12 protein-coding genes are annotated in these 13,816 nt (G+C 38.7%); 7 read left to right on the top strand and 5 right to left on the bottom strand.

Annotated features, from left to right (window positions below):
- Nucleotides 1–53 precede the first annotated feature (53 nt).
- The 7 genes from ACT53H_RS03130 to blp2 all read left to right on the top strand — a co-directional run bounded on the left by ACT53H_RS03130 (nucleotide 54) and on the right by blp2 (nucleotide 9,186).
- Nucleotides 54–1,085: a substrate-binding domain-containing protein gene (locus ACT53H_RS03130; RefSeq protein ID WP_004790863.1), complete on the top strand. Its 1,032-nt coding sequence runs from the start codon at nucleotides 54–56 to the stop codon at nucleotides 1,083–1,085.
- 99 nt (nucleotides 1,086–1,184) lie between these two features.
- Nucleotides 1,185–2,564 carry a phosphate ABC transporter permease subunit PstC gene (gene pstC / locus ACT53H_RS03125; protein ID WP_476008596.1) on the top strand — a complete coding sequence of 460 codons (1,380 nt, stop codon included), beginning with the start codon at nucleotides 1,185–1,187 and terminating at the stop codon, nucleotides 2,562–2,564.
- A complete protein-coding gene (gene pstA, locus ACT53H_RS03120) occupies nucleotides 2,561–3,958 on the top strand; it encodes a phosphate ABC transporter permease PstA (protein ID WP_353154985.1) in 1,398 nt (465 codons plus the stop codon). Before pstC ends, pstA begins: the two co-directional genes overlap by 4 nt.
- A 13-nt stretch (nucleotides 3,959–3,971) precedes the next feature.
- On the top strand, nucleotides 3,972–4,874 hold the full coding sequence (gene pstB, locus ACT53H_RS03115) for a phosphate ABC transporter ATP-binding protein PstB (protein WP_004790869.1): 903 nt from the start codon (nucleotides 3,972–3,974) through the stop codon (nucleotides 4,872–4,874).
- Between the two features lie 146 nt (nucleotides 4,875–5,020).
- Nucleotides 5,021–5,983, top strand: coding sequence for a protease SohB (gene sohB, locus ACT53H_RS03110; protein WP_004790871.1), 963 nt, complete (start codon nucleotides 5,021–5,023; stop codon nucleotides 5,981–5,983).
- 139 nt (nucleotides 5,984–6,122) lie between these two features.
- The gene (locus ACT53H_RS03105) at nucleotides 6,123–6,740 is read left to right on the top strand and encodes a cytochrome b/b6 domain-containing protein (RefSeq protein WP_476008595.1); all 618 of its coding nucleotides are present in this window, start codon (nucleotides 6,123–6,125) and stop codon (nucleotides 6,738–6,740) included.
- 247 nt (nucleotides 6,741–6,987) lie between these two features.
- Nucleotides 6,988–9,186, top strand: coding sequence for an Ig-like repeat protein Blp2 (blp2, locus tag ACT53H_RS03100; RefSeq protein WP_476008594.1), 2,199 nt, complete (start codon nucleotides 6,988–6,990; stop codon nucleotides 9,184–9,186).
- Nucleotides 9,187–9,227: 41 nt separating this feature from the next.
- Here blp2 and ACT53H_RS03095 read toward each other — a convergent pair whose 3' ends face one another.
- The 5 genes from ACT53H_RS03095 to ACT53H_RS03075 form a co-directional block, all read right to left on the bottom strand.
- A complete protein-coding gene (locus ACT53H_RS03095; protein ID WP_476008593.1) occupies nucleotides 9,228–9,866 on the bottom strand; it encodes a DUF2238 domain-containing protein in 639 nt (212 codons plus the stop codon).
- Nucleotides 9,867–9,948: 82 nt separating this feature from the next.
- Nucleotides 9,949–11,337: an adenylosuccinate lyase gene (purB, locus tag ACT53H_RS03090; RefSeq protein ID WP_005307301.1), complete on the bottom strand. Its 1,389-nt coding sequence runs from the start codon at nucleotides 11,335–11,337 to the stop codon at nucleotides 9,949–9,951.
- A 55-nt stretch (nucleotides 11,338–11,392) separates the two neighbouring features.
- On the bottom strand, nucleotides 11,393–12,124 hold the full coding sequence (gene hflD / locus ACT53H_RS03085) for a high frequency lysogenization protein HflD (protein WP_004643577.1): 732 nt from the start codon (nucleotides 12,122–12,124) through the stop codon (nucleotides 11,393–11,395).
- A 13-nt stretch (nucleotides 12,125–12,137) separates the two neighbouring features.
- Nucleotides 12,138–13,271, bottom strand: a complete 1,134-nt coding sequence (mnmA, locus tag ACT53H_RS03080) for a tRNA 2-thiouridine(34) synthase MnmA (protein ID WP_004790881.1) — start codon at nucleotides 13,269–13,271, stop codon at nucleotides 12,138–12,140.
- Nucleotides 13,272–13,275: 4 nt separating this feature from the next.
- A complete protein-coding gene (locus ACT53H_RS03075) occupies nucleotides 13,276–13,764 on the bottom strand; it encodes an NUDIX hydrolase (protein WP_004790883.1) in 489 nt (162 codons plus the stop codon).
- Nucleotides 13,765–13,816: the final 52 nt, after the last annotated feature.

The raw sequence follows: 13,816 nt of genomic DNA, 5'->3' as shown, positions 1-13,816 counted from the left end.
AGCACTCAACAAAAAGTGACGTACAACCTATTGCATTAATGAGAGAGAACAGAATGCGCTTAAATCCACGTCAAATCGCAATTGCGTTAGCAGTAACTGGGGCAGCTGTAACAACGACTGCAAATGCAGCTCGTGATACGATTCAAATTGCTGGTTCTTCAACTGTACTACCATTTGCCAGCGTTGTAGCTGAAGAGTTCGGTAATACATTTCCTCAATTTAAAACTCCTGTAGTTGGTTCTGGCGGTTCTTCTGCTGGTTTGAAACAATTCTGTCAAGGTGTAGGCGATAACACAATCGACGTTGCTAACGCTTCTCGTAAAATTAAAAGCACTGAAATTGAAGCTTGTAACAAAGCTGGTGTAAAACAAATTCAAGAAATTAAAATTGGTTACGACGGTATCGTATTTGCGTCTAACTCACACAAAGCGGCTTATAAATTAAAACCTTACCATGTGTTTGCTGCTTTAGCTGCACAGTTACCTTCAAAAGGTAAGTTGGTTCCAAACCCATATACAAACTGGAACCAGATTGACAAATCACTTCCAAATGAACCAATTACACTTGTAATTCCTGCGTCTAACCACGGTACTCGTGAAGTTTTCCAAGAGAAAATGGTTGATGCTGGTTGTGAATCGTATGAATACTTCAAGAACTTAGATAAAGATGCTCAGAAGAAAGCATGTTCTACTTTCCGTAAAGATGGCCGTGTAATTGAAATTGCTGGTGACTATACAGAAACTCTGGCTCGCTTAAAGACTTCTCCAAGTGCAGTAGGCGTGTTTGGTTTAAGTTTCTATGATATGAACCGTGACAAGTTACGTGTAGCAACAGTAAATAACGTTGTTCCATCTGAGAAAACTGTATTGAACGGTACATATCCTGTGTCTCGTCCATTGTTCTTCTACGTGAAAGGCGAACATTTAAAATCAGTTAAAGGCTTACCGCAATATGTAGAATATTTCGTAAGCAAAAAAGCAACAGGTAAAGGTTCTAAAGCTGAACGTGATGGCTTAATCGCAATGTCTGATGCTGAACGTGCAAAAGTTTTGGCTGACTTTAAAGCAGGTAAAACTGTTAAATAAGTTAGTTTGAATGAAGGCTGGTGATCTTGAGAGTTCATCAGCCTTTTTGTCTAACTTGTTTTTCCAAATTATGACAATTGAGAAAACAGTGGAGAGTACATGAATCTGCTACTTATCGGTGTGTTGTTAGCCCTTGTGGCAATCGCATATCAACTTGGGCTGAGAAAGAGCCGTAGCCTAGCAGGTAAGGGAAGCAACTCGGCGACATTACATTCTCGTCCTGGTTATTATGGTGCACTGGTTGGTCTTTGGTGCGGTATCCCTGCTTTTTTAATTTTGATCATTTGGAGCTTGGTTGAACCAAGTATTTTAAATCACATTATCTTTAATAATATTCCTGCATCTGTAAGTGCATCACTTGATGAAGCTGGCAGAAGTGTCTTGATTGACCGTGTTCAAGCGATTGCTTCAGGTTTTGGAGTAAGTGATAAGCCAGCAGCTTATGAATTAGCTGCTGCAGAACAGTTTGCAAAATTTCAAACCATTGGCTCTTTTGCCAAATTTGCTGTTGTCGTTTGTGCAGCTTTATTAGGTTTAGTGTGGGCAAAGAAAAAGATTAATCAACAATATCGTGCGCGTAATCAAGTTGAACGTGCGATTAATGTTGCTTTGATTTTATGTTCTGGAGTTGCGATTTTAACAACCATCGGTATTGTGATGTCGATGTTTGGTGAAGCAATGCACTTCTTCCGTTTTGTAAGCCCGCTTGATTTCTTCTTCGGGACAGAGTGGAATCCAGGCTTTAGTACTTCGGGTAATGCTGAAGGTAGTTATGGTTTATTGCCATTACTCTGGGGCACACTCATGGTCAGCGGCATTGCTTTATTAGTAGCCGTACCCATTGGATTAATGATTGCCATTTATTTAGCTGAATATGCCTCTCCTTGGTTGCGCTCGTGGGCAAAACCAACAATTGAAGTTTTAGCGGGTATTCCAACAATTGTTTATGGTGTTTTTGCTATGATGATTATTGGACCATTTTTCAAGACAGCTGGTGCTTACGTTGGTCTTGAAATTAACGCGACCAGTGCTTTAACTGCTGGTTTCGTGATGGGGATTATGATTATTCCGTTTGTTTCTTCTTTATCAGACGACATTATTACCCAAGTACCTCGTGCAATGCGTGACGGTTCTTTAGGACTGGGAGCAACGAAGTCTGAAACAATTCGTCAAGTCGTTTTACCTGCTGCTTTACCGGGTATTACTGGTGCCTTTTTATTAGCTGTCTCTCGTGCCGTAGGGGAAACCATGATTGTGGTTTTGGCAGCAGGGAATAGCCCACTTTTACATGCAAATCCATTTGAAGCTGTTTCGACAGTGACCGTTACGATCGTAAAACAGTTAACTGGTGATACTGACTTTGCCAGCCCACAAGCTTTGGTTGCATTCGCGTTAGGTCTAACACTCTTTGTGATTACCTTATGTTTAAACATTGTTGCACTGTACATTGTGCGTAAATACCGTGAGCAATACGAATGAGTACATCAAATACATCGTCTCCTATGGATCAGAACGTATTTGATCCAAAAGCTGCTGCTGAATCACGTGAACGACGTAAACAGGTCATCCAAAAATCTTTGGCTAAACGTCATCGTAAAGAAAAAGCTTTTCGTTATGCTGGATTATCGGCAGTCGTCATTGGTCTTGCATTTGTTGCGCTGTTGTTTAGCAGTATTTTGGCAAAAGGTTTACCTGCTTTTTGGCAAACGAGCATGAATGTTCCAATTTACTTTGATCCGAAAGTCATTGATGCAGGTCCAGTACCTGTACGTACTCAAGGTGAAACACCTGCTCATTACCAAGAGCGTTATGTCGATTGGCAAACTAAAATGGGTATGGTGGATTGGGACGGCATCATTGTAAATGGAATGATTGCCAAAGACCCGGCACTTGCTAGTGAGCGTGATTACTTAAGTAGTCTTTATGCAAGTTCAGAGGCTTATCGTTTACGTGACATGGTTTTTGCAGACCCATCACTTATTGGTAAAAAAGAAAATATTAATTTCTTGGGTGATGCCAATGTGGATGTCTGGTTAAAAGGTAATATTGACCGATCATTGCCAGATGATCAGCAGCAACTTGAACCAGAAGTACGTAAACTTGCAGATGAACTAAAAGCAAAAGGTGTTCTTGAAAATACATTCAATTTGAACTTGTTTAAGAATCCAGACTCTCGTAGTTCACCTGCAATTAGTGGTCTTGCTGGCGCATTTATGGGTTCATTATTCATGATGCTGATTGTGATCATTATTGCGATTCCAATTGGTGTTGCTAGCGCAATCTATCTTGAAGAATTTGCTCCAAAGAATATTGTCACAGACATTATTGAAGTTAACATCAATAACCTTGCTGCTGTTCCTTCAATTGTGTTTGGTTTACTCGGTGCGGCAATTTTTATTGGCTGGATGCATTTGCCTTTATCTGCTCCATTAGTCGGTGGTTTAGTTTTGAGTTTGATGACATTACCTACAGTCATTATTACGACACGTGCCTCATTAAAAGCAGTACCACCTTCTATTCGACAAGCTGCGCTTGGTTTGGGAGCTTCTAAGTTCCAGACTATTTTCCACCATGTTTTACCATTAGCTTTACCAGGCATTATGACCGGCTCAATTATTGGTGTTGCTCATGCGCTTGGTGAAACGGCACCTTTACTTTTAATTGGAATGAGTGCATTCGTTGCAAGTATTCCAACAACACCATTTGATCAATCAACTGCATTACCTGTTCAGGTTTACTTATGGCAAGGTAATGAGTTGCGTAACTTCTTCGAAGGCCGTACTGCCGCTGCGATTATCGTACTACTTGCACTAATGATTGGTTTAAACAGTCTTGCAATTTGGTTACGTAAAAAGTTCGAAGTGCGTTGGTAATAGAGGATAAATAATGAATACTATTGATATTACGAATTCCTTAGAAAAGGATAAGTTAGTGAACACTGAACAATCTCAATTTACAGATAAATCGCAGAATCATGGCACTTCGTATGTTTCGCATTTTGAACCACAAACTTCAAAAAAGCAGAACTCAACCGAAATCAAAATTAGTGCACAAGATGCCCATGTTTATTATGGTGATTTTGAAGCGATTAAAGGTATTGACCTCGATATTTACAAGAACGAAGTTATTGCTTTTATTGGACCATCAGGTTGTGGTAAATCGACTTTCCTTCGTACGATAAATCGTATGAATGACACCATTGATGGTTGCCGTGTGACAGGTAAAATTACACTCGATAACCACAATATTTATGATCCAAACCTTGATGTCGTATTGTTACGTGCTCAGGTTGGTATGGTATTCCAAAAGCCAAACCCGTTCCCTAAAACTATTTTTGATAACGTAGCTTACGGCCCTAAACTTCATGGTCTCGCGCGCGATAAATATGATCTTGAAGAAATTGTTGAAAATAGCTTGCGTAAAGCGGGTTTATGGGAAGAAGTGAAAGATCGTTTGAATCAACCAGGTACTGGTTTATCAGGTGGTCAGCAACAACGTTTATGTATTGCTCGTACAATTGCAGTAAGTCCTGAAGTGATTTTGATGGATGAGCCATGTTCTGCACTTGACCCAATCGCAACAGCAAAAATCGAAGAATTAATTTCTGATCTATCAGAGCAATATACAATTGTAATTGTGACTCACTCAATGCAACAAGCGGCTCGTGTTTCAGATCGTACTGCTTATTTCCATTTAGGTGATTTGATTGAAGTTAACTCAACTGAAAAAGTCTTTACTCAACCTGACCATCAGTTAACAGAAGCTTATATTACTGGACGATTCGGTTAATTAGTCATCCATATAAAAAAAGAGCCATGTGCTCTTTTTTTATTTTATAAATGAAAATGACTCTATTTTGCAAAAACGCTATTGAATTTTAATCAAAAGGACCACATCTTAAGGCTATAAAAGATAACTTATGAGCTTAGAATTTTATGTTATTCCATTTGCCTAAACTCCCTGCAGAAATACGTGTTAGTCATTTAAATGCACGTGTAAATGAACAGAGAAAAAAAATTGCACAAACAACTGCAAGCCGTTTAGAACTTTTACAATTGGCTCAACAACTTGCTAAAGAAGCTAAAATTCGCCGTAAAAATAATCAAAAAATCTTTGTTTTAGATTTTAAGGGTGATATCCAAGCCTCAGCAGTTGAAAACTTGCGAGAAGAAATTACCCTCATTTTAGCAACTGCTAAAGCAGGCCGTGACCGTGTTGTGGTTCGCCTTGAAAGCCCAGGCGGCATGGTACATGGTTATGGTCTAGCAGCAGCTCAATTGGTACGTCTACGCGATGCGGGCTTCCATTTGACGATTTGCGTAGACAAAGTAGCAGCAAGTGGCGGCTATATGATGGCATGTATTGCAAATGAAATTATTGCAGCGCCGTTTGCTATTGTTGGTTCAATTGGTGTGGTTGCTCAAGTTCCAAACTTTAACCGTCTTTTAAAACAACACAATGTGGATTTCGAGCTTTACACAGCAGGGCAATATAAGCGTACTGTCACGATGTTTGGTGAAAATACCCCTGAAGGTAAAGCGAAGTTCGAAGAAGAGCTTCAACAAACTCATGTGCTATTTAAACACTTTGTAGAAAAGTACCGTCCACAACTTAATGTTGATAAAGTCGCTACAGGTGAGCATTGGTATGGTGAAGATGCGCTAGATTTAAATCTTGTTGATAAATTACAAACATCTGATGAGTATCTATTAGCATTATTACCACAGCATGATGTTTATGTGATTAATACGCGTAAGAAAGCAACATTAGGTGAAAAGTTAGGTTTGCAAGCGGCTCAAATGGCTGATAGCTTGATTCCGGCTGTAATGAATAAAGTTGCAGACACGTTGGCCAAAGCCAATTCAACCTTAGTGCAAATGCGTGATACTAGATTTTAATTAAGCTAAATTTTGAAAAAGAGAGTACCTACATAGGTGCTCTTTTTTTTTATGTGAGTGATGAAAGAAATTTGATTAATATTTGTTTAAGTTTCAATTGTCAGAGTTATAGTTAATCTTTCACTTCTGAGTTTTTGTAATGTCAAAAACATGGTCACACATTGATATTCTCATACGTATTTTACATATCATTATTATGCTTGGTTTTATTGGTGCTTACTTCACAGGAGATAATGAAGATCTACACCAAGTCCATATGATGTTTGGGTACATACTTCTTATTAGTATTACCGTGAGAGTGATCTGGCATTTTTTGAGTCCACATATTTCAAGTACAACACCATTCGGTATTAAAAAACGAAGTAACATAGCGATAAATGCGATCAAAAAATCTTTAAGTCATGCAAACTTTAAGAGTATTTTTTCTAAAAATTCAATTCATTCAGTTAGCATTGCACTTTTTCAAACTTCAATTGTACTTATTTTTCTTGTGATTCCCATTGTGGTGGGGCTAGGGTATGCAACTGAACATGTTAATTTTTCTTTGAAAGACCTACACGAATTTTTTGCAAACTTGTTTTTAGCTTTGGTTTTGTTGCATGTTTCAACTCTTATTCTAAATAGTATTTTTGCAAAACGTTTTCAGGGCTGGAGTATGCTAAAAATGACCTTGTCAGATGCGAAAATAACTAAATTTGCTGCTTTATGTCTTTTGATTCTGATAGGTACTTTTAGCTTCTTTTACTTACGAATGTAAATGATGGAATTAATAACTATGAGAGATTTAGTAAATAATCGAACAGGGTGAAATTTAAGGTTGATATGAGTTTTATGAGGAATAGATATTTTAATTAAAAGTCAAAAATAATTATTGATAAACATGCTTTTTGAATTGTGATAAAGACATGCTTTTGATATTTTAAACAGCAATAAAATAGCTTTTAGATGAATCATTTAAAAAGTTAGACATTTAAAAATATAACTGAAATTCAGGATAGGAAATAATGACAAGAATAATTGTGGCATCCAAAGAGGGTTTGGACGTTCTACAAGATGGTCAGCTCAATAAAGTGGTTTTAAACCAACCAGCAATCATTCAAATTGGTGTAAGTCAAAAAGATATAGCATCAATGGAAAAGCAAGGTGGAAGTCTTATCATCCATTTAAAAAATGGTGAAACCCTTGTTTTAGAAAATTTCTTTAATGAAGCAACAAATACAACAGACCATTCACTTGTTTTTCCGACTGAACACGGAAAATTTGTTGAAGCCCAATTCGACGCACAAGGTAAGGTGATCGACTATACAGGTTTAAACCATGTCACAGATTTAGCCTATACAAGCACTAGTCAACCAGCTTCAACAATGGCGGTTGATGATTCCCCAACGTTTTCGATGGGCAATGTATTAAAAGCTGGCTTAGCAGTTTTAGCTGCTGAAGGTTTATATTTGTGGGCTTTTGATAAAGATGACAAAGATGGTTCATCATCTGTGCCAGATTTAATTGCACCTAATCAGCCAACAGCTACTTTGGCTGATGATACTGTTACGGTCACTGGTAAAGCAGAGGCTAATGCTAAGATTTATATTCAGGATGCGAAGGGACAGATCCTTGCTTCTGGTACTGTCGATAGCAATGGTAATTTTACCGTTAAACTTGATAAGCCATTAGTAAATGGCGAGAAAGTGGCTGTTATTGCTCAAGATGCTGCTGGTAATAATTCTAAAGCAACCGTTGTTACTGGCACTAAAGACACAATTGCTCCAGATGCTCCTCAGGCTCAATTAAATGACGATGGTTCGATCTTAGATGGTAAAACTGAAGCAAATGCTACTGTAAATGTCTATGATGCTAGCGGAAAATTGTTAGGAACCGTAAAAGCAAATTCAGAAGGAATTTTTTCTTTAAAGCTAACTCCGCCTTTGACTAGTGAAGCGGGTGGTAAAGTCATTGCTCAGGATGCTGCTGGGAATAAATCTGAGGCAACTCCTATTTTTGCTGGGAAAGATACTATTCCGCCAGAAACTCCTTTAGTTGAAGTAAATAAAGAAGGAACAGTGGTTGAAGGAAAAACAGAGGCTAATGCAAAAGTTCAGATAAAAGATGCAGATGGTAAAGTCATTGGAACTGGTATGGCAAATGCGCAAGGTGAGTTTCAAATTACGCTTTCTTCTGCCTTAAAAGAATCACAAAAGGCGACAGTCATTGTTGAAGATGCAGCGGGTAATACCTCTAAGCCTTTAGAAGTCACCTCTGGCTATGACACTATAGCGCCAGATAAACCTACAGCTCAAGTGAATGCAGAAGGAACATCTGTTACTGGTACAGCCGAAGCCAATGCAAAAATAGAAATCAAAAACTCAGCAGATAAGGTTATTGGTACTGGAACAGCAGATTCGAATGGAAAATTTACAATCGCGATTTCTCCTGCTTTAACCGATAGCTTAAAAGGTTCAGTAATAGCAACCGATAGTTCTGGAAATAAATCGGATGCGCTGGAAATTGTTGGGAGTGATAAAGATACGATTCCACCTGCTAAGCCTGTGTTAAAAGGTTTAGATGATGATGTAGGGCCTCTAAAAGGAGCAATTATAGCAGGTTCTGAAACTGATGATGCTAAACCAAAATTTACTGTTCAAGTTGAAGCTAACGCAACCTTAACTATTTATGATAATGGAGTCGCAATTTCCATTCTTAAAGTTGGCCAAGTAGGTGCTAATAATCTATGGTCATTTATGCTTGATAAAGATTTAGCCGTTGGTAAACATACGATTACTTTCGTGCAAACAGATGTAGCTGGGCTGACGAGTGAAGTGAGTTCACCATTTACTTTTTATGTCGTCGCACTAAAAGTGGCGAGTACGAGTGAAGTTGTCAGTAGTGATGTAAATGAAGTTGTCCCTTCTGTGGCCGATAGTGTTGGGTTAAATACATTAAAGTTAGCGCAAACTACAACCAATGAAACGACTAGTCAGCAGCAAAAATCTGTGTCATTAGATGATTTATTAAAAAGTTCTTCAACGGATGCTTCTGACCCAATCGCAAAAATTTTATCTGCAACAGATTCTAAACCTGTAGTGAATGAGCAGAGCGAAGTAAATAATACAGCGAGTGATGTCACAACGAATCTAGAACAGCTTCTATCAAATACGACTTCTTCAGCTTTATCAAATCTGTTAGATCAAACTTATTCAGTCGTCTAAAGAACTCTTAAAAAAAGCGCTCATTGAGCGCTTTTTTTTATTTATGAATTATTTATTTTAGGTGTTTTTATAAGAGCTACAAATCCATAGAGAATTGCACCGATCGTTGCTAATAACATATCTTTATGGGCATCCCACATGTCACCTTGTTGCCCATTATAATTTTCGGCTTGCTCTGGCGATAAACCAATCGCAATTGCCCATTCAATGAGTTCATAAAAAACGCTAGATGCCATGACGAATTGGACCACAAGTAAAAACAGAGTAAAAGGCCGTGCTGTAGGTAACCAAACCTGAAAAACTCGATAAATAAGAGGGTAGAGCAAAACACCATAGGCAAGATGAACTAAACGATCATACATGTTACGGGACCATCCCATGTATTGATCTAGATTGAAATGGAATATATGTTGAATCCAATCATTGTAAGGAACATATGAATACAGATAGTGTGCACCAATAATGTGGATCAACAAGAACACTAAATAAAAAGTAAAACTTAAAAAATCGAGGCCAATCTTTTTAAAAATAATAAAAAGCAAAATCAACATAAAAACAGTGCCTGCTTGATGAAGTAAATAGGCTTCAAATTCAAGGGGCTGGATGCCAGACAATATGATGGCAATAAAAATAAGGCCAAGAGCAATATAGTGTTTAAGTTTGAATTGTTTTTCGATCATTTTAGAAATAGTACTTTATTGTGCTTTATATTAGTGTAATAAAAAAGCGAAGCCGAAGCTCCGCTTTTTATGAACTTTTTAATTAGATTTTGCTAATTAAATCGTTAATTTGTTTAGCTTGTTCAGCTGCATTACCTGTGTAAGTTGCAGGAGTAAGTTCAGCTAAACGTGCGCGCTCTTCGCTTGGTACTTGAGAAAGTTCATCACCATTTACGAAGTTAACCATCATGTCGCGAGTCATTGCTTGACCACGAGTTAATGCTTTTAACTTTTCATATGGCTTTTCAACGTTATAACGACGCATAACAGTTTGAATTGGCTCTGCTAAAACTTCTTGAGCTTGATCAAGATCTTCAAGTAAGCGGTTTGCATTGAGTTCAAGTTTACCTACACCTTTTAAACACGCATCAAAAGCAATTAAACTTTGCGCAAAACCAACACCCATATTACGAAGTACAGTAGAGTCAGTTAAGTCACGCTGCCAGCGAGAAATTGGTAATTTTTCGCCTAAGTGCGCTAATACAGCATTCGCAATACCTAAGTTACCTTCAGAGTTTTCAAAGTCAATTGGGTTAACTTTGTGTGGCATAGTTGAAGAACCAACTTCACCATCTTTCAATCTTTGTTTGAAGTAACCTAAAGAAATGTAACCCCATACGTCACGGTTAAAGTCGATTAAAATCGTATTAAAACGACGTAACGCATCAAACAACTCTGCCATGTAGTCATGTGGTTCGATTTGTGTCGTGTACGGGTTGAATGCTAAACCTAAAGATTCAACAAATGCTTGAGCATGTGCAGCCCAGTCAACATCTGGGTAAGCAGAAAGGTGAGCATTGTAGTTACCTACAGCACCATTGATTTTACCTAGTAGCTCAACATTTTCAAATTGTTTAATTTGGCGAGCTAAACGGTATGCAACGTTCGCCATTTCTTTACCCAAAGTTGTTGGGCTTGCAGTTTGACCGTGTGTACGAGACAACATTGGTTGTTCAGCGTGAGCTGTTGCTAAAGTAGAGATCGCATTTAAAATTTGCTTCATGCTTGATACTAAAACTTCGCGGCCGTTTTTAAGCATAAGTGCATGAGACAAGTTATTGATGTCTTCTGAAGTACATGCAAAGTGAATGAATTCACCTGCATTTTGTAATTCAGCGATACCTGCGATTTTCTCTTTTAAGAAATATTCAACAGCTTTTACATCATGGTTAGTTGTACGCTCAATTTCTTTAATGCGGTTAGCATCTTCTTCAGAAAAGTTGCTAACAATTGCATCTAAAGCTGCATTTGTTTCATTTGAAAAAGGAGCAACTTCAACAATTTCTGGACGGTTAGAAAGTGCTTGTAACCAACGCACTTCTACAGTGACACGAGCATGAATTAAACCAAACTCAGAAAGAAAAGGGCGTAGCGCATCACATTTGCTGGCATAACGTCCATCTAATGGTGATAGTGCGGTTAAAGCGTTCATAACGATTCCTTAATGTTGGAATAAACATAAAACAAAAAATAATCTCTTTACAGCCTTAGATGACTTGGTACTGTAAACGAGCAAGTGCCTGAATATCCTGTAGCAATTTACGTTTGCTAAAAATCATGTTCCACGAACTACCACCGAGTTGTCGCCATAAATGGGCCATTTGTAAGCCAGTAAATAGACAAGCACGGATGCGGTTAGTATGGTTGGTATCTTTAAATGCTTCTGCATTACCACGAACGAGAATGCGAGGGTTAATCTGCCCAGCAGTATCAACATAAGTTTGAGCCAAATTGGCTAAAATACTTGGGTGCAAGTAGTTGTTATCAAAAAAAGAAAGCTGTTTTAAAATCTTTTGCTGAGCTTTTTCAATGATTGCGACGTATTCAGGATTGCTATAGACCTTCTTTTCTAATTGCAAAAGGGACATCGCATATGACATTGGAAGCTTGGCAGTGCCCATTTTTGGAAGGCGAGATTTGGGCATATTTGTAAAAGGTTGAGTAATACAATTTTCGAGGGTTTTAAGCCCCAAAGAAATATCTGCCAACTGATTAAAAAAATCTAATGTTTGAACACCATTGTTGACTGTAGGGCGAATATTTAAACTCGCCTTGATTAACAGCTCAAAATAGAAGTTACCACTTTCACCAATACTCTGCTGACCAGTTAAAGCTGTCATGTGCGTGAGCTGGGTAGCCTGAAATACCCCAGCCAAGGCAAGGGCACGGTTTTGGCGAACATTCAAGGCTTGTGATTGTTGAAATGGTAACTCCACCATGTCATTCATTCCCTTAAATAAAATTTGGTGTAGGGGCATTTGTATGGTGAATGACACCCCCGCCTAAGCAAACTTCATCTGAATAAAATACAACGCTTTGACCCGGTGTAACAGCACGCTGAGGTTCATCAAACTCAACTCGTACACCGTGTTCACTATTTTCATCAATAAAAACTGTACATGTCTGATCAGGTTGGCGATAGCGTGTTTTAGCTGTACAGCGTAAACCTTCAACAGGAATATTCTGTTCACCCGCCACCCAGTCAATTGACTCACTCCAAAGCTGTGTGCTTTGCATGAGAGGGTGTTCATGTCCCTGACCAATAACGAGGCGATTATTGGCAATATCTTTATGTAGTACGAACCATGCACCTTCCGCTGCACCCTTCAAACCACCTAGACCAATTCCGCCACGTTGACCGAGCGTATAGTACATCAGACCATGATGTTCACCAACTTCTTTACCTGTATCAAGTACAATTTTTCCAGGTTGAGCGGGCAAATATTGTTTAAGGAAGTCATTAAATCGACGTTCGCCAATAAAACAGATTCCTGTAGAGTCTTTTTTCTTGGCTGTAGCAAGATCAAGTTCTTCAGCAATTCTGCGGACTTCTGGTTTTTCAATCTCACCTACTGGAAATAGGGTTTTGTTAATTTCTTTACCATGAACAGCATGCAAGAAATAAGTTTGGTCTTTGTTATTGTCTACACCACGTAATAATGGTGCGTAGGCTTCGCCTTTCGAGTTATATGCAGTTTCACCACGGCGAGCATAATGACCAGTCGCGATAAAGTCTGCACCTAAAGTCATGGCATGATCTAAAAATGCGCGGAATTTAATTTCTTTATTACATAAAATATCTGGGTTTGGGGTGCGTCCAGCTGCATATTCAGCTAAGAAAAGTTCAAACACGCGATCCCAATATTCCATAGCAAAGTTTGCTGTATGGAGTTTAATACCGATTTTATCCGCTACTGCTTGAGCATCGGCTAAATCTTCCATTGCCGTACAGTATTCCGTGCCGTCGTCTTCCTCCCAGTTCTTCATGAAAAGACCTTCAACTTGATATCCTTGTTGAAGTAAAAGTGCTGCAGAAACAGAAGAGTCTACACCACCAGACATACCGACGATGACACGTTGTTGCATAGGACTAGGCATCCAAATGAGAAGTTAATGAGGGAGAGAAAGGGTGCTCATAAATAAGCGATAAAGGATAACGGTGGCCTTTTATGGCATCTTCAACTGCTTTGAGCACGAGCGGACTACGAGCACGAGCAGATTCTTTGAGCTCATCTGGTGTCATCCACACAGCAGCTACAATATCTGTATCGAGTTGAGGATTATTTTCAACTTGAGTCACATGTGCTAGAAAACAGAAGCGGTAATAGGTACGATCCGGAAACATGGGCGGGGTATACGTATAAATACCAAGCAAGGCATCAATTTCAACATGATGACCTGTTTCTTCAAGTGTTTCTCGAATAGCGGCTTCTGTTAATGACTCACCGCATTCCACATGACCAGCAGGTTGGTTAAATACTGTGTGTACAAACCCTTCGCTATGTTCTTCAACAAAAAGATAGCGTCCGTCTTTTTCTACGACTGTAGCAACAGTGACATGAGGAGTCCATGCGGCCATAAAAAAGCACCATGATTTAAAAGACGTATGATACGAAATTTAGGGGTTTTTG

This window comes from Acinetobacter sp. DMC2 (genome assembly GCF_056314305.1).
The sequence above is the reverse complement of the archived record's forward strand: the minus strand, read 5'-3'. Positions and strand labels throughout refer to the sequence as shown.